The organism is Pantoea sp. EKM10T, assembly GCF_011800685.1.
Taxonomy (GTDB): Bacteria; Pseudomonadota; Gammaproteobacteria; order Enterobacterales; family Enterobacteriaceae; genus Pantoea; species Pantoea agglomerans.
Genome location: NZ_JAALEU010000001.1, coordinates 611968 through 635394, shown reverse-complemented (window position 1 = coordinate 635394; position 23427 = coordinate 611968). Strand labels below are relative to the sequence as shown.

Genomic DNA, 23427 nt, shown 5'->3' with positions numbered 1-23427 from the left:
ACTCATGTGTAAATAATAAGATAGAAATCTAATGCTATCAACATTATTTTTCTAATTATCTAATGTTTTGCTTCACCACGTCGCCGGGTGCGTACCCGGCGCACAGCCAGGCGTCGCACAGAGCTGTGGGGTGCCGGGCAGCCAGGCGGCTGCTCGCAGCCTCACTCCAAACCCCCACGGCGTTAATTCGTAACAGGGCAGGTTATCCTTAACCTGCGGCGTAATGCCGGAGCCTGTGTGCTGATCGGTGGGATGCTGCTGCAACAGCCACGCGGTGCGCGCCAGCGACAGCCGGACCTGGCTGCCGTGGCCCTCAATAATGCGTCGCCGTAATCCCTCCAGCACTGCCGCCGCCAGCAGATAGCCGCTGGCATGATCCAGCGCCTGTACCGGCAGCGGAACCGGTTTGTCGCTCTGCTGCCACTGCATGCCTCTTTCAGCAATGCCGCATCCCATCTGCACCAGACTGTCAAAACCCCGGCGATTGCGCCACGGACCCTGCCAGCCCCAGGCATTCAGGCCGGCATCAACCAGACCGGGTGAGAGTGACTGAAGGGTCTCCGCGTCAAACCCGAGCCGTTCCAGCGCATCCGCCCGATAGCCATGCACCAGCACGTCCGCTTCACGCAGCAGGTGGATAAACTGCTCGCGATCGGCGGTCTGAGTCAGATCCAGCACCGCTCGTCGCTTGCCGCAGCTCATCTCTTCATCCAGCGTCGGCTCCTGCCAGCCGGGCGGATCGATGCGCAGCACGCTGGCTCCCAGGCTGGCAAGAAAACGGGTAGCGACCGGCCCGGCAATAATCCGCGTCAGATCCAGTACTTTAATGCCCAGTAAAGGACGGGCTTCGGCCAGCGGCCACTCCGGCGCCGCTGCCTGTTGTGTGGTCTGCCAGCTAAACAGCGGTTCGCGCTGCACGGCCTGGCCCTGCGGATGCTGCTGCCAGGCGGCGGCGCTGCGCATCTCTGCGGCACAGCCACCCGCATCAATAACGGCCTGCTCCAGTTCGCTGGCCTGCCACTGTTGCACCTGCTGTGCCAGTGCTGCGCGATCGGCGTGCGCGCCCAGCACCCGCTCCATCGCCAGCCGGTGATGCACGGCGTTGGTGTGCAGACGGATCCAGCCATCCCGGCTGCGATAGTCACCGGCAAACGCATCCCACATCGCGGGTGCCGCGCGATTCAGCGGATGAAAGCTCTGCTGAAACCAGCGTGACGCCAGCCGGACGTTAACGGTGACGGGCGGAGAGAGTTCAGGGCGGGATGTGGCGATAAGCGCAGCAGCAGCCTGCGTTGCCAGACCGATGCTGGTGGCCGCCAGTTCACTGACGGCAAAGGCAGAAGAGAAGGTGGCGCGATCAACGAAGGCGGGGAGAAGCCAGGCGGCGTCGCTATCTCGCAATCCCTGCTGCATCTGCTGCCAGAGAGAGGCGGCAAGCGGTGAGTCCATGTTGTGCTTCCTGAGAGAGGTGATTTCTCAAGCATAGCACGCGGGATTAACGCCGCCGCAGGCGCGGGAAGCGGGCATGCATCCGCAGGCTACGCAGGTTGATTACGGCAATAGCGGTACCAAGGATTACCAGCGACGCACCGATAATCTTGAAGCTGTTGAGGCTGTCGCCCAGCACCACAATGCCCATCAGCACGGATAATACCGGCGTCAGCAGTGAGTAGGGCATGATCAGGTTGACGTTATATTTCTTCAGCAGCATATACCACAGTGTATAGGCGACAATTGACGAGGCGATAGCGCTGTAAAGAATGGCAAACCAGCCGTGCCAGCCCGCATTTTGCAGGGCGTAGAGCTGATGTGATTCCATCAACAGACTGGATGCGCCGACGACAGGAATGGCCAGAAACGCAATCCAGCCGGTCATGGTGAGCGGTTTAATCGGCGGTGACTTTTTCACAATCAGGTTGCTGACAGCCCAGCCGGTGGCGCTGCACAACAACAGACAAAGCACCCACCACGACGGAATCGTCGGGCTGCCGGAGAGCACGACGACGCCGCTCAGCGAGATCATAATGCCCATCAGCTGCACCAGCTTCAGCTTCTCTTTCAGCACCACCATCGCCAGCAGCATGGCAATGGGTGTACCGAGCTGAACCACAATCGCGCCGGTGCCGGCATCGGTATAGCGCAGGCCGACAAACAGCAGCGAGAAGTGCATAAAACCGAACGTGAAAGCCAGCAGCAACAGCCAGGGTAGCTGCTGACGGTTAATCCGGCAAAACGGTACCAGTACGATGGCGACGACCACAAAGCGCATAAACGTCAGGAAAAGTGGCGGAAGCTCCAGCAGGCCCCATTTCACCGCAACGTTGTTGAAGGCCCAGATTGAAACCACCATCAGAATCAGAAAAAAATGCCGCACAGCCACGATAATATCCTTTCGATGTTTTTTTGCTTAGCCCGCTAATGATGGCACGAACTGCGGCATTGCAGCCAATCGCAGGGAGAAATTTTCTGCGATTGCGGCGCAGCCTGATGAGACTTTCGGGCGCGTTGCTGGCAGACTGATTTGAAACGACTTCTTAAAGGAACTGATTCGGTATGACCTACACGTCCGCCTTACCCCTTGCGTTAATTCAGCTTGAAGTCCCACCTGCAAACGTTGTCTCAGAGATTGGTGAACAGCCGCGCTGGTTCATCGACGCGTTAAACCTGCAACCCGATGAATACCTGATTGTACGGCCCCATCTGGGCGAGGCGCTACCCGCTTTCGACCAGATTTCCGGGGCGATCCTCAGCGGTTCCTGGGCGATGGTCACCGATCACGCTGAATGGAGCGAACGCAGCGCCGTATGGATTCGGGCAGCGATGGATAAGGGCTTGCCGCTGCTGGGGGTCTGCTACGGTCACCAGCTGATGGCCTATGCGCTGGGCGGCGAGGTGGCTGACAACCCCAACGGCTGGGAACGCGGGCTGTTACCAATCAACTGTATGCCGGAGGCGCAGCGCGATCCGCTACTAAAGAAATTGCCACAGGACTTCAGCGTCTGGCTGTCACATCGCCAGTCGGTGATCAGCGCGCCACAACAGGCGCAGGTGCTGGCCGCCTCTGCGCGCGATGGCTGTCAGATTGTCCGTTATTCGCCGCAGGCGCTATCGGTGCAGTTTCATCCTGAATTTTCACGGCACATCATGAACGTTTGTATGCCCAAAGGCTGTACAGAAGATGGGGCAAACGAGATGGAGGGGAAAGACTGGGCACGTGAGTTGCTGGTGGCGTTCTGGCAACAAACGCGCCCTGCAATGGCGCAAGCTCAGGGTGCGTAGTGACGCGTGCAGCGATAGACCCAGGCGGGTGGCACGTTTTTCATCACCCGCTGGCGCTCCCAGGTGAAGTAGCGCGACAGGTCTGGCTGAGTCAGCGAGGTATACTGGAACTGTACAAAGACGCCGTTGGGCCCGAGCGCGTTATACACCGCACGCAGAATCGCCTCACGCAATTCAGTGGGTAATGAGAGCAGCGGCAGGCCGGAGAAGATCACGTCATATTCTCCGCTCAGGTATTCCGCTGAACAGGTGCGCACCGTCATGCGCGGATCGTTCAGCGCATTAAGCTTATCGGCCAGCGTGCTGCTGATCTCAAAGGCATCCAGCGTGGCATCGGGTGACATCTGCGCCAGTATCTGCCGCGTCAGTACACCGTCGCCCGCGCCGAGTTCGGCAATACGTAACTTTTCAGGCCATTCCACCGACGCAATCATGGTGCGGCACAGCGCCTCTGACGAGGGCGTAATGCTGCCCATCTTGCGCGGGTTGCGGATAAACTGATGCACGAAATTGGCTTTAGCGCGCATCAGGGTAAAAGCTGAAGCCAGCATGCTCATCTCCAGAATGAATTCATCCTCACGTTGACCCCTTTGTGCCGCACAAGTTTCTCTCTGACCAGCCTTTTGGGTAAAAGTCAGAATTATCTAAAGACGAAGCGTAAACACCCATTCCTTCGGGGCGGTCACAGTTTCCGGTTAACAGAACTGACAGGCTCTTGATGATGCTTCATGTTAATAATAAGTTTCATCATTGTTACATCAGTCACCTGTCAGGAGAATGATCATGCGTTATGCCGCCCCCGGAGAACAGGGTTCTCTGATTACCCTACAAAAGAATTATGGCAACTTCATTAATGGTGAATTCGTCGCGCCGGTGAACGGCAACTACTTCACCAATACCTCCCCGGTGAACGGCTCTGCGGCCGGTGAGTTTCCGCGCTCAGACGTTGCCGATGTTGATAACGCTGTGGCTGCTGCGGCAGCGGCGGCGGAAGCCTGGGGCAAGACCTCGCCGCAACAACGCTCACTGCTGTTACTGAAAATCGCCGATCGGCTGGAACAGCATCTGGAGACGATGGCGGTCTATGAAACCTGGGATAACGGTAAACCGGTACGCGAAACCCTGGCGGCCGATATGCCGCTGGCCGTCGATCACTTCCGTTACTTTGCCGGTTGTGTCCGGGCGCAGGAGGGCAGTGCCGCCGAGATTGATGAGTTCACCGCCGCCTATCATTTCCATGAGCCGCTGGGCGTGGTAGCGCAGATCATTCCATGGAACTTTCCGCTATTAATGGCGGCGTGGAAACTGGCTCCGGCACTGGGCGCGGGTAACTGTGTGGTGCTGAAACCGGCTGAGCAGACCCCGCTGTCGATCACCGTTTTTGTCGATCTGATTAAAGATCTGCTGCCGCCGGGTGTGCTGAACGTGGTGCATGGGTTCGGCAAAGAGGCGGGTGAAGCGCTCGCCTCCCATTCCGGCATCGCCAAGGTAGCCTTCACCGGCTCTACCGCAACCGGCGGTCATATTCTGGAGCTGGCAGCAAAAAGCCTGATCCCCTCGACCGTTGAGCTGGGCGGTAAATCACCTAACATCTTCTTTGAAGACATCATGCAGGCGGAGGAGAGCTTTATAGAGAAAGCCGCCGAAGGCGTGGTGCTGGGTTTCCTGAATCAGGGCGAAGTCTGTACCTGTCCGTCGCGTGCGCTGGTACAGGAGTCGATCTACGAACCCTTTATGGCGGCCGTGATGAAGCGGGTAAAAACCATCAAACGTGGCGATCCGCTGGATACCGAAACCATGGTGGGCGCGCAGGCGTCGCAGCAGCAGTTTGATAAAATTCTCTCTTATCTTGAGGTTGCCCGACAGGAGGGCGCGGAAGTGCTGGTGGGCGGTGGCGTAGAGAAGCTGGATGACTCACTTAACAGCGGCTACTACATTCAGCCGACACTGCTGAAAGGCAACAACAGCATGCGCGTTTTCCAGGAGGAGATCTTTGGCCCGGTCATTGGCATCACCACCTTTAAAGATGAGGCAGAAGCAATCAGTATCGCCAACGACTCCATCTATGGGTTAGGTGCTGGCGTCTGGACCCGCGATATCAACCGTGCTTACCGTGTGGGCAGGGCGATTAAAGCCGGGCGCGTCTGGACCAACTGTTATCACCTCTATCCGGCGCACGCCGCCTTTGGCGGTTATAAGAAGTCGGGTATCGGGCGTGAGACTCACAAAATGATGCTGGATCACTATCAGCAGACTAAAAACCTGCTGGTCAGCTACAGTATCGAGCCGCTGGGCTTCTTCTAGTTCTGGCCCGCAACCTGCCAGGTTAACTCTGCGCTCTTCTCCCAGAACCACGCTACGGCGTGGTTTTTTTTGCTCCACGTAGCCGGGCGCGCTGAGAAGCATCAGAAGCATGGCGATGGCTGCAATGCCGATAAAGAACAATTAATCAGTCCTTTCTTAAAGCGACGCCGGGCCGTTTTGCGCTTCGCTTATCTCGCTTCACGACCACCTTATCCTCAGCCCTTTCTGAACCGTCCCATATTGAATCAACTTGCTGATTTGTAACCATTATCTCACTGTTTTTTACGCTAAAAACTGCCACGTATTACGGTCACCTCGCCGTTAACCTTCATTACGGCCTGGTTAAACAGCGCCATTTTATACATGAGTTTTTTTAATGCTGACTACAGGGGTGCCTGGTTTCTGTGTAAGAATACTTCATAGTTGCTCATCTTGTTAAGAATAATCCTAAGCGAGTGATTAAAAGTAACACATATTTGCACTAAGTAAATTACTTAAACTTTACTTAAGTAAAATCTTATGAAAGTGGCCCGTTGAAATTTTGTCAATCTTCTGTAAACTCGCAGCTTATGTTTACAAAGGAATTGTGATTTTATACCTACGGGCAGGATATACCTGGCTCGTGCGGTAGCTATGAGCTTATACACATATTGTAACTTACTGAATGTGATCGTAAAAACAGGAAAATCAGTCTATGCGCTGCGCTTTTTTCTTTTGTCAGCGAATAGCGTCTCAAGTGTAAATCTGAGTCAATATGTCAGTTTTCGGCCAGGGATGGAATAAGTAAAGCTTGGGTTTTGCCTGCCTCATCCAATCTGACGGAAAAAAATAGATCATGTTTCTGATCATTTCTTGCCAGCTCAGATTTCTCACTGCACCCGTCCCGGTCGCCATAGTTGCTTTTTAATAGTTAACGTTAGTTGATCTTTTAACGTGCCTCGCCATGGCACTTTAACGCTATTTGCTTAAGTTTTTTCTTTTAGGCTGGCACTAAGTGGCGCTCTATCAGCACCACATCCCCGATTTTCATTACTGACAACCGGCCTCTGGCCACTCTCCAGGATATGAATGGAACACAACATGAAAAAAATGGTGAAGCTCCGTATTGCGTTAGGACTGATGTTTGTTTTTTCTGTCGCGGGTTGTAAAACGCCGCCAAAAATGACGGATGACACGCTGGTCACCAGCACCGTGGATGGCGTGGTGATCAGTCACCGTTATGCGGTTAAACCGCCTGCGCAGTTCAGCCCGGTCAATGAAACCTACCGTGCGCTCTATCCCGCTTCGGTGATGAGCCATCCGAGTTTTGGCGGCAAGGTGGTGGAGACGCTGAAAACCGGCGAAAGCTACACCGTGATTGGTCAGGTAGAGAACAACTGGCTGGCGCTGGGTGAACCCGCTCAGGCGTCAGCAGAACCTGAGCCGGGTAAAGCCAGCAGTGCCGTTAAAGAGTCAGCACCCTCCGCAGCGCCGCAGGCAACCGTTCAGCTGACCGGCTATGTGCCGTTTCGCGCCGTGGTGAAAAGCGAGCTTTACGATCAGACGATTAAGGCTGACCAGCCGAAGCGCCGGGTGCGCAGCAGCAAGAAGAAAACCTGTGTTGCGGTAAACGGTGACAGCACCGCCTGCCAGAACAGCACTAACGGAACCTGGATTATTAACTAATCGCACTAAGCAGGGAGGGCGGGATGATGACAACAACGCAATGGCGTGGGGCGCTGATAGTGCTGCTGACGTGGCTGATGACCGCGTGCAGCAGTACTCCACAGCCCGTTGCCTGGTACAACCTGGACGTTCATGCGCAAAACCAGGTTAACGGCGGTGCGCCGCTGAAAGTCCGGGTGGTATTACTGACCTCCGATGCGGAGTTTATGTCGGCTGACTTCTACTCCCTGCAAAACCAGTCCGCTACCGCGCTGGGTAATGCTCAACTCAATACGCAACAGTTCTTCCTGACTTCCACTCAGCCCCATAAAACGCTGCGGATTAAGAGTCTGCCCGAGGCGCGCTTCATCGGCATCATGGCGGAATATCAGGCGCTGGATGGCAAGGTCTGGCGACTGTCGCTGCCGGTTCCTGAAGGCGAATCACCCTCATTCTGGGCATTCTGGAAGCGTGACGATGGTGAGCTGAATGCGCGCATCGTGGCGGGGATTAACGGCCTTCGCGTGGAAAAACAGTGATGTCTATGAACAGAGCCGAAAAGGTGGTCTGGACCGAGGGGATGTTTCTGCGTCCTCACCATTTCCAGCAGTCAGAAAATTATCTTCTCAGCACCCTGCGTGAGTGGGGCCAGTCGCAGCGCGCCTATACCTGGGGTTTTTACGATCTGGAGTTCGATGAAGCGCTGCTGCGCCAGGGGAAACTGGCGCTGAGCGCCGCCAGCGGTTGTCTGCCTGACGGCACGTTTTTTGCCTTCAGCCAGCCACAGCACGGTCCGGCCCCGCTTGATCTGCCTGCCTCCGTTGACCGCAGCAAAGTGGTGCTGGCCATTCCGGCACGCCGCAATGGCCGCGAAGCGGTGGCCTTTCAGGAGTCGCAGGATTCTCTGGCGCGCTACCTCGCCTGGGAAGCGGAAGTGGAAGATGACAATGCCCAGGCCGTGGGCAGCGCCACGGTGCAGTTCGGCAAACTGCGTCTGCGGCTGATGCTGGAACAGGATCTTACCGCCGAGTGGACCGCCATGGGCGTGGCTCAGGTGATTGAAAAACGCAGCGACAACCATATCCGGCTCGACAGCGACTACATCCCGCCGATGCTGACGCTTAACAGCAGCCGTCCGCTGCAAAACATGTTCAACGATCTGCACGGGCTGATCCAGCAACGCAGCCAGCAGCTGAGTCAGCGTGCGCCGGGCACCGGTCGTTTCAACAGCGCGGATATGGTCGATTTTATGCTGCTGGCGCTGCTCAATCGTCAGCTTGGCCTGCACACTCATCTGCAACATCTGCCGCTGCTGCATCCTGAAACGCTCTACAGCCACTGGCTGCAACTGGCGGCGGAGCTCAGTACCTGGACGCCAGCCCGCGCGCCCGATGGCCTGCCGCTCTACGATCATGACGATCTGCACAGCTGTTTTAGCCGCCTGTCACTGCTGCTGCGTCAGGGGCTGTCCCAGGTGATGGAAGAGAGCGCGATTCAGCTGCCGCTGATTCAGCGCTCGCACGGTCTTAACGTCGCGACCGTGCCGGAGAGCAGTATGGTGCATGAGTTTGGCTTTGTGCTGGCGGTGAAAGCCAGCGTGCCAGCCGACACCCTCAAAACCCACTTCCCGGCGCAGATGAAAGTCGCCCCGGTCAGCAAAATTCGCGATCTGGTGCAGTTGCAGTTGCCCGGTCTGGCACTTCGGGCGATGCCCGGCGCGCCGCCGCAGATCCCGTGGCATGCCGGATACAGCTATTTCGAACTGGATAAGAACAGCGAGCTATGGAAAGAGATGGAGCGCTCGGGCGCTTTTGCGCTGCATCTTGCCGGTGAGTTTCCAGGTCTGAACATGGAGTTCTGGGCCATTCGTAGTCAGTCAGAATCATAAACTGAGCACGCAGCATGATGCAGGAACAACAAAAATCACACAGCGATCTTGCGCCGGAGGCCAGCCATCAGAATGTGCTGGTCGCGGCGGCCAACCCCCTGATTAACGCCATTCCTCAGATCCGTCACTCGGTATCACATGAAGACCCGGCGCAGCTGCGTCAGCAGCTGATCGATCAGATTCGGCGCTTCGAGCTGAGCTGCCAGCAGTCAGGCCTGGGCTATGAAGTGATCATCGGCGCGCGATACTGTCTCTGTACCGCGCTGGATGAGGCGGCGGCGCTGACGCCGTGGGGCAGCCGCGGCGTCTGGACCAGCAATGGTCTGCTGGTCACCTTTCACAATGAAACCTGGGGCGGCGAAAAGTTTTTCCAGCTGCTGGCTAAGCTGTCGCAGAACCCAAGACGCCACATTCTGATGCTGGAGTTGATCTACTTCTGCCTGCTGCTGGGGTTCGAAGGACGCTACCGGGTGCTGGACAACGGTCGCTCGCAGCTGGAGACCATCAAACAGCGCCTGCTGCAGATGATCAAAAGCGTGCGTGGCAATTATGCAGCAGCGCTGTCTCCGCATCCCACCGATCAGCCGGTCCTGCGCAAATTGTGGCGGCCAATGATCCCGCTGTGGGCCTGTGCGGCGGTGGCGGGGCTGGCGGCCTGCCTGTTCTATATCGTGCTCAACTGGCGTCTCGGCGATTACACCTCGCCGGTACTGGCCCGTATCTATCAGACGGCGCTGCCGGAAGTGAAGATCGGCAACCCTGCGCCACCACCACCCGCCACGCTGAATCTGCGCGCTTTCCTGAAACCGGAAATTGATGCCGGGCTGGTAGCGGTGCGTGACGAAGCGGACCGCAGCGTGGTGACGCTGAAAGGGGACGGACTGTTTGCCTCGGCGGCCACCGAAGTACGTGGACGTTACACCGACGTAATCCAGCGCATCGCGGCTGCCATGAACAATGTCAGCGGCCAGATTCAGGTGATTGGCTACAGCGATAACGTGCCGATCCGCAGTGCCCGCTTCGCCTCCAACTTTGAGCTTTCGCTGGCGCGTGCCCGGTCAGTACAGACCCTGTTGCAACAGCAGCTGGCGCAGCCGTCACGGGTGAAAGCGGAAGGGCGCGGTGAAAGCAATCCGCTGGTGCCTAATAACAGCGCAGAAAATCGCGCACGTAACCGTCGTGTTGAAATTACCCTGCTGGTGGCACCGGATGCGACGCATGCCGAACTCAACGGCCTGGCGAGAGGGAACTGATCCATGCTGAATATTCTGTTTGCGGTGCTGACCAGCCGCCTCGCGTGGGGCTTTGTCGGCATTACCGCGCTCTCTTTTATCATCTGGGTAATTGGCCCGGTGTTCTCAATCGTCGATTCGCGCCCGCTTGAGCCGGAGCAGAACCGCATTATCAGTATCGCGCTGCTCTATCTGGTATGGGGCTTAGGCCAGGCGATTCCGCGGCTCTATAACATCTGGCTCAATCGCAAGCTGATGTCGAGCCTTGAAACCGGCAAAAGCGATGCGCCGGAAGCCGATCGTCAGCGCCTGACCAGTGAAGAGCAGGTGCTGGCAGGGCGTTTCTCCGAAGCCACTGACATGCTGAAAAAGGCGCACTTCCAGCGCCACAGCAGCAAGGGCACGCCGTTCTGGGCACAGCGCTTTGGCCGTCAGTATCTCTATCAGCTGCCGTGGTACATGATCATCGGCGCGCCCGGTGCCGGTAAAACTACCGCGCTGGTCAACTCGGGCCTGCAGTTTCCGCTGGCAGATAAATTCGGCAAGTCGGCGCTGCGCGGCATTGGCGGCACCCGCAACTGCGACTGGTGGTTCACCAATGACGCGGTGCTGCTCGATACCGCCGGGCGCTACAGTACCCAGGAGAGTCAGCAGGAGCGTGATGCCAGCGAATGGCATCATTTTCTCGATCTGCTGCGTAAATATCGCGGACGTCAGCCGATCAACGGCGTCATCGTCACGCTGAGCGTTTCCGACCTGCTGTCGCAGTCGCCCGAGGCGCTGCGTAATCAGGCGCTGGCACTGCGTCAGCGGTTAATGGAGCTGCACGATCGTCTCGGCATCCGTTTCCCGGTCTATGTGCTGGTCACTAAAGCGGACTTGCTCAAAGGGTTCCGCAGCTACTTTGCCTCGCTGGATAAAGCGCAGCGTGAACAAATCTGGGGATTCACCTTTCCCTGGGCGAAGGCGTCCGCCGCCGATTTCGAACTTAATAACCAGTTCCAGCAGGAGTATTCCCTGCTGCAACAGCGTCTGGATGCCGGACTGGCCGATCGGCTGCTGACGGAAAGCGACGCGCAGGCGCGGGCAGAGAGCTATCTCTTCCCGCAGGAGTTTGCGGCGCTGCGGCCGTTGCTGGCAGACGCGCTGGATACGCTGTTTGCCCGCTCCGATTTTGAAACCCAGTTCGCGCCGCGCGGTATCTACTTTGCCAGCGGCACCCAGGAGGGACTGCCGTTTGACAGGGTGATGGGCGAGCTGAACCGCGCACTGAATCTGCCGGGGCAGCAGGCTGGCGAGTCAGGAAGCTGGGATAAGGTCGATAAAGAGTCGCCCATCCCGCAGAACAAAGGGCAGAGCTTCTTCCTGAAAGGGGTGCTGGAAAATGTGATTTTCCAGGAGTCCGGTCTGGCGGGCAGCAACCGCTGGTGGGAGCTGCGCAACCGCGCCGGGCTCTGGTCGGGTTATCTGGCGCTGCTGATGGTATTGCTGGTGGCCGGGGCGCTGTGGCTCACCAGCTACAGTAAAAACAAAGCCTATCTGCAGGAGATGGCCGCTAAAGCGCCGCAGGTTGAACAACTGGGCGATCAGCTTCAGCAGCAGGTCAATGGCGACCTCTTTGCGCTGGTGCCTTATCTCAACACTCTGTTGCACCTGCCGGAGAGCGCCGACTTCTCACTGGAAGCACCGCCGCTGACGCGCCGCATGGGGCTTTATCGCGGCACCGAGGTCAGCGATGCCACCCGCGCACTCTACGACAAGGCACTGAAACAGCTGCTGTTGCCGCAGGTGGCGCAGAACATCACCCGCTGGCTGCGTAATGACAACGGCAGTGATGCTGACTACAGCTATGAAGCGCTGAAGGTGTATCAGATGCTCTATCAGCCAAAGCACTACGATGGCAAATTCCTGCAGGCGTGGCTGATGCTCAACCTGTCACGCGAACTGCCGCAGAACGTCACCCAGCAGCAGGTGAAACAGCTGGCGTGGCACCTGCAACAGTTGCTGGAGACGCAGATTCACTCGTCGCCGTATGCGAAGGATGAAGCGCTGGTAAAGCGCGAGCAGGCGCTGATTAATCAGATGCCGCTGTCACAGCGCGTCTATGGACGGCTGAAGCGCCTGCTGCAACGCGATGACAGCCTGCAGCCGGTGACGCTGGCGGCGCTGGGTGGTCCCCAGAGCGAGCTGGTGTTTTCCCGCAAAAGCGGTAAATCGGTCAATGACGGTGTGGCGGGTCTCTATACGCCGGATGGCTACTGGCAGCACGTGGATAAGCAGATTGCCCCGGTGACCCAGGCGTTGTATCAGGACGATCTCTGGGTGCTGGGCGGCGCGGCGCCGCAGCAGAAAAGTGAGCAGACGGATCTTGCGGTGCGCCAGCTCTACGTGCAGGACTATATCCGGCAGTGGGAGCAGTTTCTCAGTGACATTCAGCTCAACAGCAGCGCCGATCTCTCTCAACGCATCAACACCGCCCGTTTGCTGTCGGGCAACCATTCGCCGCTGCGCCAGCTGGTGATCAATCTCGGTGGTCTGCTGACGCTGAACCGGGCGCAACCGGATGAGAAAACCGCGCAGGCAGCAAAGCCGTCGGATAACAGCGCCACCCGCACCCTTGAAGCGCTGTTTACCTCACCCGAAGCGGCTGCGGCGCGTGGACAGGCGGCAGCGCAGGCGTCTCCGGAACAGGCGGTTGCCGTGCATTTTGCGCCGGTTCTTGAGCTGGCTCAGCCGTTACAGCAGGGCAGTAAGGTGCTGGCGGTGGATGATTTCCTGCATCAGATTGACGATCTCTATCGCTACCTCACCGCCGTGCAGGATGCGGCGAACAGCGGGATGCCGCCCCCGGCCAGCGATGCCATCAGTCGTCTGCAGGCCAGTGCCGGCCGTCTGCCGGGTTCATTGCAGAACATGGTTTCCAGCATGGCGGTGGGTGCCAGCAGCGACGCACAGCGCCGCGATATGGATAACGTCCGCAAACGCATCACCATGGAAGTGGGCAGTTTCTGCCGCCAGGCGATCGCGGGTCGCTATCCGCTGGTTCGCTCTGCGCGCAGTGAGGTCACACCAGACGATCTGGCGCGGATGTTTGCACCCGGCAGCGGCATGATGGACAGCTTCTTCCGCGACAACCTGGCCAGCAAAGTCGACACCACCAACGCGGCGTGGCGCTTTACGCCGGGCATTGACGGTAAAACCCTGCCGGGAGGCGAAGCCCTGCTGCGGCCCTTCCAGCAGGCGCAGTCAATCCGCGATGCCTTCTTTGCCAATGGTGCGACCACGCCCGGCTTCCGCGTCACGCTGCGCACGGTAAAAATGGATAACGACATCCTTAACCTGACGCTGGATGTGGATGGGCAGATTTTACGCTACAGCCACGGACCGCAGGCGGTGCAGATGGTCAGCTGGCCCGGCCCCGGCGGCACCAGCCAGGTGCGGATGCAGCTGGGTCTGACCAACGGCACTACCTCCACGCTGGTCACCAGCGGCCCCTGGGCGCTCAATCGCTTCTTTGACCGCGCCCGGCTGACAGCGGCAGGCGGCCTGACCCGCGAAGCGAGTTTCAGCGTGGACGGTCATCAGGTCACGCTGTCGTTCACCCCTGGCAGCATTCGTAACCCGTTCCAGCTTCCCGGCTTTAGCTGCCCCTGAAACAGGACCCGACAATGACTCATTACGCTGCACCCTGCTGGTACGGCAAAGTGCCCAGCGCGGGTGACTTTGTGAAGCGCCGCTTCCCGGACGTGCTCTATCGCCAATGGTCCAGCTGGTTTCAGGTGGGCCTGCATCACTGGCAGAGCAGTCAGGAGAGTGATAACGCCCCGTCGCGCCCGTTCCTTAACGCGCCGGTCTGGAATTTTGTGGTGCCGCCGATGCTGGGCAGTCAGCTGATTCAGATGGGCTGCCTGATTGCCGCGCGTGACAGCGTGGGCCGTAACTACCCACTCTGCGCACTGCGCCACTTCACGCCCGCCGAGTGGTCGCCAGCCCTGCTGGCGCGCTCCGGCGAGTGGTATCAGCAGGTGGGCAATACGCTGCTGCGGGTGGTGCAGGGCGGCGGGTCACCGGAACAGCTGGATCAGGCGCTGATCAGCATTCCTCAGCCGCAGCCGCCGCAGGAGTCGGACGAGACGTCAGACATTCTCAACGTCATCGGGCATGGCGATACCCCTTCGACGCTGAACTGGACACTGCCGGGCGAGAACTTCGACCCGCAGTTCTACACCAGTTTCTGGTGGACCAATCAAAGCGACGGTTTCCCGCTTTATACCCAGGTCCACAGCGGTAATTTTACCGCCCAGCTCTTTTCATTGCTGTTTGATCCGGCCGGTGGGGCAAAGCCGGGACGAAACGGACTTTATCCCCCGATGTTTGAATCCTGAGGCGACACGCATGACGATGAATACAGAGGCTCTGCTGGCTCCGGTCAGCGAGGACAATCCCGGCGGCGATAACCTGGAGTACCACGCTGATTTTCAGGCGATGGAGCAGGCCAGCGCCGGTAAAGCGGAGCAGCAGTTTGGCAATACCATCATTCCGGCAGAACCGGCCGACTGGAACAGAGTCGAGAAGCTGGCGATAGCGCTGCTGGCGCGCAGCAAAGATTTGCGGGTAATGCTGGCGCTGACCCACGCCTGGACCGAACTGAAAGGGCTGCCGGGCTATGCCCAGGGCCTGAAGCTGATTGAACAGGCGTTGTTGCTCTACTGGGAGCCGCTGTGGCCCCGGCTGGAGGAGTTCGGCGAGCAGGATCCCTTCTACCGCATTAATGCGCTGGCGCTGCTGGGTGACAAAACTGATCTGAGCGGTGCGGTACGTCAGTGCTGGCTGCTGCGCTATCCCTCTGACGGCATCACGCTGCGCGATGCGGCCGCCCTGTGCGACGGCAGTAAAACCGAAGTCGCGGACTATCCTGGCGGCCTGCCGCGTCTGATCGACGAACTGGCGCGCGGCGACCAGCCTGGTATTGAGGCGGTGCTGCAGATTCATGAGCGGCTGCAGACCATCTGCGAAACCGTGACCGAACGGCTGGGGGAAGCCGCGGTGCCGGAACTCACCCAGCTGCGCAGACAGATTGCGCTGATCGCTGAACGTTGCCAGGCCACCGATCTGAATGCGCTGATCCCCACAGCCGCCGTGGAACAGCCCGCAGAAACCGCGGCATCGCCTGCACCGGCCAGCCCGCGCGCTGCCGCTGACTGGCGCACGGTGCAGATCAGTTCCCGCGCCGACGCGCAGCTGATGCTGGAGAAAGTGAAGCTCTACTTCACCCAGCATGAGCCGAGTCATCCGGCCCCGCTGATGATCGACCGTGTACAGCGCTTAATCGAGCGCGACTTTCTGGAGATCATCCGCGAACTGGCACCCGACGGCGTACATCAGCTGGAAACCATTTTCGGACGTCGCGATTAAGCAGGCGTGACGCACACACACTCAGCGGGACCTGCGCGCCTGCTGTGACACTTTATCCGCGCATCATGTATGGAGAAAACCATGGCAACAAGCAAATCCAGTGGGCAGAAGTTCATTGCCCGCAATCGCGCGCCTCGCGTTCAGATTGAATATGACGTGGAAATTTATGGCGCGGAACGCAAAATCCAGCTCCCGTTTGTAATGGGCGTGCTGGCGGATCTGGTGGGTAAACCGCTGGAGCCACAGCCAGGCATTGATGACCGTAAATTCATGGAAATCGACATCGACAACTTCGATGAGCGCATGAAAGCACTGAAGCCGCGCGCCGCGTTCCAGGTAGACAATACCCTGAATGGCGAAGGCAAGCTGAACATCGATCTGACCTTTGACAGCATGGATGACTTTTCGCCGGACGCGGTGGCCCGCAACGTGGAGCCGCTGAGCAAACTGCTGGAAGCGCGTACCCAGCTGGCGAACCTGCTGACCTATATGGATGGCAAAAACGGTGCGGAAGAGCTGATTGGTAAGGTGCTGCAGGATCCTACGCTGTTGCAGGCGCTGACCCATCTGCCAAAGCAGGATGAGGCCACTGAAGGTAAGGAGCCGCAGGCATGACGCAGACTTCACAACAACCGCAGTCGCAGGGCGCAGCCAGTTTCAGTCAGGATGAGTTCAGCGCGCTGCTGAATAAAGAGTTCCGGCCAAAAAGCGATCAGGCGCGTGCCGCGGTCGAAAGCGCGGTGAAAACCCTGGCACAGCAGGCGCTGGAGAACACCGTTACCGTCTCCAGCGATGCCTATCGCACCATTCAGGCGCTGATCGCGGAGATCGACGAAAAGCTGTCGCAGCAGGTGAACCAGATTATTCACCATCCGGAGTTTCAGTCGCTGGAAAGCGCCTGGCGTGGCCTGAGCTATCTGGTGAACAACACTGAAACTGACGAGATGCTGAAAATCCGCTTTATGAGCATCTCCAAGCAGGAGCTGGGTCGTACTCTGAAGCGTTACAAGGGTGCCGGCTGGGATCAGAGCCCGCTGTTCAAGAAAATTTATGAGCAGGAGTATGGTCAGTTCGGTGGCGAGCCGTTTGGCTGCCTGGTAGGCGACTACTACTTCGACCACAGCCCGCAGGATGTTGAGCTGCTGGGTGAGATGGCGCGTATCGGCTCAGCCGCGCACTGTCCGTTTATCACCGGCACCGCGCCCGAAGTGATGCAGATGGAGTCCTGGCAGGAGCTGGCGAATCCACGCGATCTCACCAAAATCTTCCAGAACACCGAATATGCTGCCTGGCGCAGCTTGCGTGAGTCGGAAGATGCACGCTATCTGGGTCTGGTGATGCCGCGCTTCCTGGCGCGTCTGCCTTACGGCATCCGTACCAACCCGGTCGACAGCTTTGACTTTGAAGAGCAGACCGATGGTTCCGATCATGGCAACTATACGTGGAGCAATGCGGCTTACGCGATGGCTGCCAACATCAACCGCTCCTTCAAAGAGTATGGCTGGTGCACCGCAATCCGCGGCGTGGAGTCGGGCGGGGCAGTGGAAAATCTGCCGTGCCACACCTTCCCGAGCGATGACGGCGGCGTGGATATGAAGTGCCCGACCGAAATCGCCATCAGCGATCGTCGTGAAGCCGAACTGGCGAAAAATGGCTTTATGCCGCTGGTGCATCGTAAAAACTCTGACTTCGCTGCCTTTATTGGTGCGCAGTCACTGCAGAAGCCGATGGAGTATCACGACGCCGATGCCACCGCCAATGCCCGTCTGGCTGCGCGTCTTCCGTACCTGTTCGCCTGCTGCCGTTTTGCGCACTACCTGAAGTGCATCGTGCGCGACAAGATCGGCTCTTTCCGGGAGCGTGATGAAATGGAACGCTGGCTGAACGATTGGGTGATGAACTATGTCGATGGCGATCCGGCTAACTCCTCGCAGGAGACCAAGTCACGCAAGCCGCTGGCGGCTGCCGAGGTGAATGTGGAAGAGCAGGAGGATAATCCTGGCTACTACTCCGCGAAATTCTTCCTGCGTCCGCACTACCAGCTGGAAGGTCTGACGGTTTCTCTGCGTCTGGTCTCTAAGCTGCCGTCGCTGAAAAATGATAATGCGTAAGGGCTGAAAGGGAGGCGTGATGCCGGGGATGACCTGGCATCACGTATCCGCTGAGTCACAGAGTTAACAGGCGCGAAAGGTTTTTGCGCCTGATGACTGACAGAAAGGTTGCTGAGATAAATGTCAGGGAGGATGACAGGATGGTTAAAAAGTCAGCTCTGCACCTGCTGCATTATCCGCTGGTTTTTATTTCTTCTCTTATTTTAATCACCTGTGCAGGTTATTACCTTTTCTTCTGTGACTGGAATGTCACGATGATGGGGAAAATAATTAACGGCTTTGTGATTACTATTTCAGTTACTGCATCGTTCGGTTTTTACTGGGCGGCTGAAAAAATAAGAGAAATTTATTGAGTGTTTCTCTTCTTCTCTGTCTCCTTAACCCCTGATCAAAATCCCGATTTTCGTCATGAGAGTTTTATAGATAAATTGCCCGGCCCGGTGCCCGGCAACGCAATATCTGAAATATGGTTTATGACGATATTTCAGAAGCAAGGCAAAGGTAAAATATGGACTGTTTTATTCAGCCCCATGCTTTTCTTTTTGCCATATCCTTGCTTTTTTTGAAAGCAATAATCTCAACCAATAAAGAGTGAAAGATAATGGCTATTGATATGTATCTGAAGGTAGACGGCATTACCGGTGAGTCTAAAGATTCAAACCACACGGGATGGATCGATATTGACTCCTTTTCCTGGGGTGCCAGCCAGCCAGGCAACATGAGTGTGGGTGGCGGTGGCGGTGCGGGTAAAGTTAATTTTAACGACCTGCACATCAACGCCAAAATCGATAAGGCTGTCACCGCGCTGCTCAAGAACTGTGCCAGCGGTAAGCACGTCGCTAAAGTTGAAGTGTCCGTTTGCAAAGCGGGCGGCACACAAATTGAATATACCCGAATCACCCTGGAAGATGTGCTGGTCACTAACGTTCAGTTTGTGGGTTCTGAGCACGACGACACCCTGGGCGTAACCTATGCCTTCCAGGCTTCTAAAGTGAAACAGCAGTACTGGGAGCAGAGCTCTTCCGGTGGTAAAGGCGCAGAAACCAGCGCTGGCTGGGATATCAAAGGCAACAAAGAAGCGTAAGAAGCGATACGCCTCCGGACAGGGGGCGTATCTCTCCTGGCCAGAGAAGTCAGCGTCGTCATGCGCATTCTCCAGCCGGTTTACAAGGACTCTCTGAATCAACAATATTGTGCGGAGATAGTAGATGAGTATTACTGGCTCGGTTGGTGTAGGTGGCCGTAATCAATACGGTGACGTGAAGACAGTACAGCAGTTGTTACAGCGCAATGGATATCCTCAGCTTCGTGCCGATGGCCGAATGGGACCAAAAACCATTGAAGCGATCAAACAGTTTCAATCCCGTTTTATGTCTCGCCCGGATGGCGTTGTCGATATCCATGGGAAGACGTGGAGCAGCCTGATGCGCGGGAACGTGCCGGGGAATGCGCCGCCTAGGCCAGCAGCGCCGCCCGTCAATAACCCGTCAACCGGTCCGCTGGTGGTGAGTGCCGGACAGGTAACATTTGACGCTGAAGGCGATGACTCGCCGACCAGCCGCTATTTTAGCCGCCATGTTCACTGGCCAGAAAAAATGGAGTCAGGTGTGACGCTGGGTCGCGGTTACGATCTGGGATCGCGTTCTGAGGCGAGTATTTCTGCACAACTTCAGGCAGCAGGGTTGCCGGCAAGTCAGGCCGCTATGATCGCCAAAGGCGCCGGTCTTAAAGGTGACCAGGCGCGTCAGTTCGTTCGTAATAACCAGGCCGCTATCGGTACAATCAGTCATCAGCAGCAAATTAACTTATTTGAAGCGATTTATCCGGGCTACGTGGAGCGTGCACGGAAGAACTACGACAATTATACTGATAATCAGCCAGGTAAAGTGGCCTGGGAAAATCTCCATCCTGCTATCAGAGACATCATGGTGGACTTTGTTTATCAGGGCTGGACGAAAGGTCCCCGCCCGATGATGGCGGGCATGACTAACGATTTTGATACACTGATCCATTATATTGAAACTACGCCAGCTATCAGTGCAGGTGAGACTGGCAGGCGTCGTGCAAATTATCTTCGTAAAAATCGTTAACAGGAGTGAGTATGAAGTTAGTACATGGATTGGCTTTAGCGGTTTTCTCTCTTGGCATCAGCGCTTCAGCGCTCGCTGAAGATACCTGTGCAAAACAGCCTTCAGACGGTGCGCTATTTCAGTGTACTGTTCAGCAGAAGAAGCTGGCGGAAGATGAGCTGAACAAAGAGTACCAGACGGCTAAAAAACGCATTGTACAGATGTACGGCACGCAGAAAAAACTGGCTGATGACTATGTCGCCACGCTGGTGGATACTCAGCGCAGCTGGCTGAAGTATCGTGATGGTCAGTGCAAGCTGGAAGCCTTTGCCGCTGAAGAAGGCAGCAATGCGAATGCGGTTGCCACCAACCTCTGTGTTATCCGCATCGACAAAGAACGCACTGCTATTCTGAAGCAATTGCCTTACTGATTATGTCGTCGTGCTCAGGGTTTACAGGCTGGGCACGACATTCTTTATGAATATCACTCTCTGCATTACGCTGTAATCCCGTTTTTTCAATGCCGGTAAATAATTCTGTATAAATGATATTTCAGCAGAGTGGTTTCTGGTGATTGTAATGCAATCATATTTGCAACTATTTTAATGCTTACCCTATATGTTAATTAAAAATAAGCCGTTAATGCAGCTTCATCTTCTTAAATAAATATATTTTTTTCTCTGTTTAAAGAACTGAGCTAATCCAGTGGCAGAGTATTTAAAAAAACTCCCAAAATTAAATCCCCCCGCTTTCTATACCCCGCGCCTTTCCCCGAGAGGTGCGCGGTATAGATGCCGAACCGCTAACCGCAGGAATCCGTTATGCGCTTTACGATAATAACGACTAAACCCGGCCAACAGCCGCCGCAGACTCATTGTGATTTCTTTCCGCCTGGCGGCACCATTGGTCGTGGTGTGGATAATAATCTGGTGCTACCGGATGACGATCGCACACTCTCCCGCCTGCAGGCGATTGTGCACATCACGGCAAATGGCGAATGTCGCCTGACCAACCGTGGCAATGTGACGCGCGTGTTACTCAACGATATTCCGCTGGAACGCGGACGTCAGGTTGAGCTGCAGGATGGAGACATACTGGGCATCGATGATTACCAATTGCTGGTCAGCGATCTCAACAGTGCGCAGCAGCCGCAGAGTGAAAGAGCCGTTCCGCGTCCTGAGCCGGTGCAGCCCGTAGCACCCGCTCGCGAACCGGCAGCGGAAAAAGCCAGCACCACCGCCGCCATTCCCAGCGAAATCTGGGACAGCCTGGCGAAAGAGTTTTCGATTTCGGACGATCTCTCTAAACGTAAAGCTGCGCCTGAGATGCCCGAAGCCCATCCGCTGACTGCGCCCGCTCGTCCTGACCGAAATCCGGAAGATCCGCTGGCTCAACTGATTAACGACGCGCCGCTGGATTATGGGCAGCAGCCAAAAAACAGCAGCCTGTTTGATGAAGGCGATGCGCTGTTCGGGCAGCAGAGTATTTTTGACGACCGGACGCCAAGCACGCTGTCTGCTCAGCAGAACACGGCGCCACCGCAGGCTGAAACGCCTGCCGCTGAACTTGATCCGCTGAGCCTGTTTGACGGCGAGAGCAGTACGGATGCGCGCAACCATGATGATCCGCTGGGTCTGATGATGGGCAACGCGGTGCCGCTGGCGCAGCCGGAGCTGACGACGCCGAAACCGGCCACGTTGCATGTGCCACCTCAACCGGTGGCAAAAAATAAGCCGATGGCCGCACATCCATCGGAGCAGGATCCCGCCAGCCTGAACGACACCGATCACTCACCGTTGTTCAGCTTCGACGAATCACAGCATGAGACTCACAGCCAGCCTCACCCTGAGGCACAGCAGCAGTCGCCGCTGATTGACGAGGCGCTGCCCGGCCAGTCTGACGCGGTAAATCCGCAGATCGATTACGGCGGAATTACGCTGCCCACGCCGCAGGCGGTACAGCGTACGCCATCCCCGACGCCGAAAGGGCGGTTGCGCATCGATCCCGTTGCTTCCGGTCGCCACCATGCCGCCGCTGCGCACCCGACGACACCCAGCGAAAGCAGCGGTGATGCCCTTAAAGGCGAACTGCTGGATGCGTTGCTGGAGGGAATGGGTCTGCGCGACCTGCAACCGACGCCGCAATTTGACCGTGAGCAGATGCTGCAATTCGGGCAGATGCTGAGCATGTTTTCGCAGGGTACGGTGGCGCTGCTCTCATCGCGTTCGATCCTCAAGCGCGGGGTGAAGGCAGACATGACGGTGATCCTCGACGACGCCAACAACCCGTTCAAGCTACTGCCTTCGGGCAAAACCGTCTTAATGCAGATGTTTGGCAGCCGGATGCCGGGCTTTATGCCGCCGCGTCAGGCTGTGCGTGATGCGCTGATCGATCTGCAGGCGCACCAGCTGGGCATGATCGCCGGTATCCGCGCCATCATCGCCTCAATGCTGCAATCCTTTAATCCGGAGCAGCTGGAGGAGGAAGCGCGTCAGGCGGGATCGGTGTCACGTATCGGCCTGCCGGGCAGCCGTAAAGCGGCGCTCTGGGAGCATTTTGTTGAGCGCTACGGCGAGACGGCAGGCGAGATCGAAGACGATTTCCACACCCTGTTCGGCGAAGCGTTCCTGCACGCCTATGACCTGGAAGTTAATCAGTACAAAGACTCACAAACCCACACGGATGACGCATGAATATCACTATTGCCTCGACGTCGAATCAGGGCGATCGCGCCAGTAATCAGGATCAGATCGGTGATGTCATCGGTAAGCGCTCGGCCTGCTTTGTGGTCTGCGACGGTGTGGCCGGATTTCCCGGCGGGGACATCGCGGCATCGATTGCCCGCAGCAGCCTGCTGCAGTCGTTTGATGGCGATGCGCATCTCAATGCGCAGTCGATTCGGAACTACGTCAATCAGGCGAATCACGCCATCCGCCAGCAGCAAAAAGCCAGCAGCGAACACAGCCGGATGGGCACTACGCTGGTCAGCCTGTTTATTGACCGCGACTACCATCTGGCCTGCTGGGCCCATGCAGGCGACAGCCGCCTCTATCTGTTCCGTCGCGGCTATCTCTATCTGGTCACCACCGACCACAGCCTGGTGCAGCAGATGAAAGATGCCGGACATCGCACCGAAGGCATCAACAGCAATCTGCTCTATTTTGCGCTGGGGATGGGGGATGAGCAGCGCGACGCCAGCTACAGCGAGGTGGTCGGGATTGAAGATGGCGACGCCTTTTTACTCTGCACCGATGGTTTCTGGCACGGTGTGACGCTGGAACAGATGCAGCAGTCGCTGCACATGGTGAATACGCCGGAAGAGTGGCTGACGCTGATGCAGCAAATCATCAGGAACGATCAGCCGGATCAGGGGCAGCAGGATAATTTCAGCGCGCTGGCCGTCTGGATTGGATCACCTCAGGACACCACCTTGCTGCACTCGCTCTCTGAAGCGGCGCAGTTCTTCCCTCTGCGAGATTGAGAAC

At 57.1% G+C, this 23427-nt stretch carries 20 protein-coding genes; 17 read left to right on the top strand and 3 right to left on the bottom strand.

Annotated features, from left to right (window positions below):
- Window positions 1-72: 72 nt before the first annotated feature.
- Window positions 73-1449 carry a CoA transferase gene (locus tag HFD95_RS02955; protein ID WP_167429810.1) on the bottom strand — a complete coding sequence of 459 codons (1377 nt, stop codon included), beginning with the start codon at window positions 1447-1449 and terminating at the stop codon, window positions 73-75.
- 46 nt (window positions 1450-1495) lie between these two features.
- Window positions 1496-2380, bottom strand: coding sequence for a DMT family transporter (locus HFD95_RS02950; protein WP_010669895.1), 885 nt, complete (start codon window positions 2378-2380; stop codon window positions 1496-1498).
- 173 nt (window positions 2381-2553) lie between these two features.
- On the opposite strand from HFD95_RS02950, the gene HFD95_RS02945 reads away from it, so the two are divergent.
- Window positions 2554-3279, top strand: coding sequence for a glutamine amidotransferase (locus HFD95_RS02945; RefSeq protein WP_167429809.1), 726 nt, complete (start codon window positions 2554-2556; stop codon window positions 3277-3279).
- Here the strand turns inward: HFD95_RS02945 and HFD95_RS02940 are convergent.
- Window positions 3267-3830, bottom strand: a complete 564-nt coding sequence (locus HFD95_RS02940; RefSeq protein WP_022625824.1) for a class I SAM-dependent methyltransferase — start codon at window positions 3828-3830, stop codon at window positions 3267-3269. The two genes, HFD95_RS02945 and HFD95_RS02940, sit on opposite strands and share 13 nt — an antisense overlap.
- A gap of 232 nt (window positions 3831-4062) precedes the next feature.
- Here HFD95_RS02940 and HFD95_RS02935 point away from each other — a divergent pair, with 232 nt between their 5' ends.
- From HFD95_RS02935 to HFD95_RS02860, 16 genes are all read left to right on the top strand, one after another.
- The gene (locus HFD95_RS02935; RefSeq protein ID WP_010669897.1) at window positions 4063-5583 is read left to right on the top strand and encodes an aldehyde dehydrogenase family protein; all 1521 of its coding nucleotides are present in this window, start codon (window positions 4063-4065) and stop codon (window positions 5581-5583) included.
- A gap of 1068 nt (window positions 5584-6651) precedes the next feature.
- Window positions 6652-7248, top strand: a complete 597-nt coding sequence (locus HFD95_RS02930; protein ID WP_010669898.1) for a hypothetical protein — start codon at window positions 6652-6654, stop codon at window positions 7246-7248.
- Between the two features lie 23 nt (window positions 7249-7271).
- Window positions 7272-7766 carry a type VI secretion system lipoprotein TssJ gene (gene tssJ / locus HFD95_RS02925; RefSeq protein WP_167429808.1) on the top strand — a complete coding sequence of 165 codons (495 nt, stop codon included), beginning with the start codon at window positions 7272-7274 and terminating at the stop codon, window positions 7764-7766.
- 5 nt (window positions 7767-7771) lie between these two features.
- Window positions 7772-9115, top strand: a complete 1344-nt coding sequence (gene tssK / locus HFD95_RS02920) for a type VI secretion system baseplate subunit TssK (RefSeq protein ID WP_010246132.1) — start codon at window positions 7772-7774, stop codon at window positions 9113-9115.
- 14 nt (window positions 9116-9129) lie between these two features.
- The gene (locus tag HFD95_RS02915) at window positions 9130-10368 is read left to right on the top strand and encodes a DotU family type VI secretion system protein (RefSeq protein ID WP_010246128.1); all 1239 of its coding nucleotides are present in this window, start codon (window positions 9130-9132) and stop codon (window positions 10366-10368) included.
- Window positions 10369-10371: 3 nt separating this feature from the next.
- Complete coding sequence (tssM, locus tag HFD95_RS02910; RefSeq protein ID WP_167429807.1) at window positions 10372-14001, top strand: type VI secretion system membrane subunit TssM; 3630 nt, start codon at window positions 10372-10374, stop codon at window positions 13999-14001.
- Between the two features lie 14 nt (window positions 14002-14015).
- On the top strand, window positions 14016-14732 hold the full coding sequence (tagF, locus tag HFD95_RS02905) for a type VI secretion system-associated protein TagF (protein WP_010246121.1): 717 nt from the start codon (window positions 14016-14018) through the stop codon (window positions 14730-14732).
- A 16-nt stretch (window positions 14733-14748) separates the two neighbouring features.
- Complete coding sequence (gene tssA / locus HFD95_RS02900) at window positions 14749-15762, top strand: type VI secretion system protein TssA (protein WP_031292999.1); 1014 nt, start codon at window positions 14749-14751, stop codon at window positions 15760-15762.
- An 81-nt stretch (window positions 15763-15843) separates the two neighbouring features.
- Window positions 15844-16377: a type VI secretion system contractile sheath small subunit gene (gene tssB / locus HFD95_RS02895; protein ID WP_010246114.1), complete on the top strand. Its 534-nt coding sequence runs from the start codon at window positions 15844-15846 to the stop codon at window positions 16375-16377.
- On the top strand, window positions 16374-17873 hold the full coding sequence (gene tssC, locus HFD95_RS02890; protein ID WP_010246111.1) for a type VI secretion system contractile sheath large subunit: 1500 nt from the start codon (window positions 16374-16376) through the stop codon (window positions 17871-17873). The genes tssB and tssC overlap by 4 nt, the downstream gene beginning before the upstream one ends.
- Window positions 17874-17965: 92 nt before the next feature.
- The gene (locus HFD95_RS02885; RefSeq protein WP_243208616.1) at window positions 17966-18226 is read left to right on the top strand and encodes a hypothetical protein; all 261 of its coding nucleotides are present in this window, start codon (window positions 17966-17968) and stop codon (window positions 18224-18226) included.
- Between the two features lie 248 nt (window positions 18227-18474).
- Window positions 18475-18957, top strand: coding sequence for a type VI secretion system tube protein Hcp (locus HFD95_RS02880; RefSeq protein WP_033779371.1), 483 nt, complete (start codon window positions 18475-18477; stop codon window positions 18955-18957).
- A gap of 124 nt (window positions 18958-19081) precedes the next feature.
- Complete coding sequence (locus HFD95_RS02875; protein WP_033779369.1) at window positions 19082-19963, top strand: pesticin C-terminus-like muramidase; 882 nt, start codon at window positions 19082-19084, stop codon at window positions 19961-19963.
- 11 nt (window positions 19964-19974) lie between these two features.
- Window positions 19975-20373: a lysozyme inhibitor LprI family protein gene (locus HFD95_RS02870; RefSeq protein WP_167429806.1), complete on the top strand. Its 399-nt coding sequence runs from the start codon at window positions 19975-19977 to the stop codon at window positions 20371-20373.
- A gap of 390 nt (window positions 20374-20763) precedes the next feature.
- Window positions 20764-22635 carry a type VI secretion system-associated FHA domain protein TagH gene (gene tagH / locus HFD95_RS02865; RefSeq protein ID WP_167429805.1) on the top strand — a complete coding sequence of 624 codons (1872 nt, stop codon included), beginning with the start codon at window positions 20764-20766 and terminating at the stop codon, window positions 22633-22635.
- On the top strand, window positions 22632-23423 hold the full coding sequence (locus HFD95_RS02860; protein WP_010246078.1) for a PP2C family serine/threonine-protein phosphatase: 792 nt from the start codon (window positions 22632-22634) through the stop codon (window positions 23421-23423). Before tagH ends, HFD95_RS02860 begins: the two co-directional genes overlap by 4 nt.
- Window positions 23424-23427: the final 4 nt, after the last annotated feature.

What these genes read in the sequence shown, in the direction of transcription:
- HFD95_RS02955 (WP_167429810.1), bottom strand. Translation starts at nt 1,449, where the DNA reads ATGGACTCACCGCTTGCCGCCTCTCTCTGGCAGCAGATGCAGCAGGGA.
- HFD95_RS02945 (WP_167429809.1), top strand. Translation starts at nt 2,554, where the DNA reads ATGACCTACACGTCCGCCTTACCCCTTGCGTTAATTCAGCTTGAAGTC.
- HFD95_RS02940 (WP_022625824.1), bottom strand. Translation starts at nt 3,830, where the DNA reads ATGCTGGCTTCAGCTTTTACCCTGATGCGCGCTAAAGCCAATTTCGTG.
- HFD95_RS02935 (WP_010669897.1), top strand. Translation starts at nt 4,063, where the DNA reads ATGCGTTATGCCGCCCCCGGAGAACAGGGTTCTCTGATTACCCTACAA.
- HFD95_RS02930 (WP_010669898.1), top strand. Translation starts at nt 6,652, where the DNA reads ATGGAACACAACATGAAAAAAATGGTGAAGCTCCGTATTGCGTTAGGA.
- tssJ (WP_167429808.1), top strand. Translation starts at nt 7,272, where the DNA reads ATGATGACAACAACGCAATGGCGTGGGGCGCTGATAGTGCTGCTGACG.
- tssK (WP_010246132.1), top strand. Translation starts at nt 7,772, where the DNA reads ATGAACAGAGCCGAAAAGGTGGTCTGGACCGAGGGGATGTTTCTGCGT.
- HFD95_RS02915 (WP_010246128.1), top strand. Translation starts at nt 9,130, where the DNA reads ATGATGCAGGAACAACAAAAATCACACAGCGATCTTGCGCCGGAGGCC.
- tssM (WP_167429807.1), top strand. Translation starts at nt 10,372, where the DNA reads ATGCTGAATATTCTGTTTGCGGTGCTGACCAGCCGCCTCGCGTGGGGC.
- tagF (WP_010246121.1), top strand. Translation starts at nt 14,016, where the DNA reads ATGACTCATTACGCTGCACCCTGCTGGTACGGCAAAGTGCCCAGCGCG.
- tssA (WP_031292999.1), top strand. Translation starts at nt 14,749, where the DNA reads ATGAATACAGAGGCTCTGCTGGCTCCGGTCAGCGAGGACAATCCCGGC.
- tssB (WP_010246114.1), top strand. Translation starts at nt 15,844, where the DNA reads ATGGCAACAAGCAAATCCAGTGGGCAGAAGTTCATTGCCCGCAATCGC.
- tssC (WP_010246111.1), top strand. Translation starts at nt 16,374, where the DNA reads ATGACGCAGACTTCACAACAACCGCAGTCGCAGGGCGCAGCCAGTTTC.
- HFD95_RS02885 (WP_243208616.1), top strand. Translation starts at nt 17,966, where the DNA reads ATGACTGACAGAAAGGTTGCTGAGATAAATGTCAGGGAGGATGACAGG.
- HFD95_RS02880 (WP_033779371.1), top strand. Translation starts at nt 18,475, where the DNA reads ATGGCTATTGATATGTATCTGAAGGTAGACGGCATTACCGGTGAGTCT.
- HFD95_RS02875 (WP_033779369.1), top strand. Translation starts at nt 19,082, where the DNA reads ATGAGTATTACTGGCTCGGTTGGTGTAGGTGGCCGTAATCAATACGGT.
- HFD95_RS02870 (WP_167429806.1), top strand. Translation starts at nt 19,975, where the DNA reads ATGAAGTTAGTACATGGATTGGCTTTAGCGGTTTTCTCTCTTGGCATC.
- tagH (WP_167429805.1), top strand. Translation starts at nt 20,764, where the DNA reads ATGCGCTTTACGATAATAACGACTAAACCCGGCCAACAGCCGCCGCAG.
- HFD95_RS02860 (WP_010246078.1), top strand. Translation starts at nt 22,632, where the DNA reads ATGAATATCACTATTGCCTCGACGTCGAATCAGGGCGATCGCGCCAGT.